Source organism: Dubosiella newyorkensis, assembly GCF_001945605.1.
Classification (GTDB): domain Bacteria; phylum Bacillota_I; class Bacilli_A; order Erysipelotrichales; family Erysipelotrichaceae; genus Dubosiella; species Dubosiella newyorkensis.
In genome coordinates, this window is sequence record NZ_MPKA01000144.1 from 1 (window position 1) to 553 (window position 553).

Genomic DNA, 553 nt, shown 5'->3' on the forward strand with positions numbered 1-553 from the left:
TGATCCATTCTCTCTTGATCAGTGAATGAAAGCTTTCGATACAGGCGTTGTCCCATGGATTGCCTTTTCTCGAATACGATCTTTCCATTCCTTCTGTCTTGTTTTTGTATTCTTCGCTTGTGTACTGCACTCCTCGATCGCTGTGGATCACCAATGGCTTTTTGATTCCTCGTCTTCTTTTTGCTGTTTCTATACACTCCAGAACTTTTGCGGCTTCCATATTTCGAGTCATCACCCACCCGACTATTTTTCTGGAATACAGATCCATCACGCTGGTCAGATAGACAAATCCTTTGTAGACGATAAGATAAATATGTACATAAACGATGAGATAAATATGTACAATTTCTAAAAAAAGATTGTAAAATTCTCTTATTTGCAGGGAGGATTTTATGATCATTACTTTATCAATCAACAACTCGTTGCGTGTTGATTCTTTGACAGATTTGAACAAGCTTATGCCGCTTATGAAGGAGGGTGTTTTGAAATTGAACAAATCCAAGATTGCCCGTGAACTCGATGTCGATCGCAGAACGGTCGATAAATATCTGAA

At 38.7% G+C, this 553-nt stretch carries 1 protein-coding gene; it reads right to left on the bottom strand.

Going from position 1 to position 553, the window contains the following annotated elements; translation table 11 throughout:
* Nucleotides 1-400, bottom strand: a 400-nt coding sequence (locus BO225_RS11845; protein WP_143356851.1) for a DDE-type integrase/transposase/recombinase, incomplete at its 3' end; no start/stop codon positions are given.
* Nucleotides 401-553 lie beyond the last annotated feature (153 nt).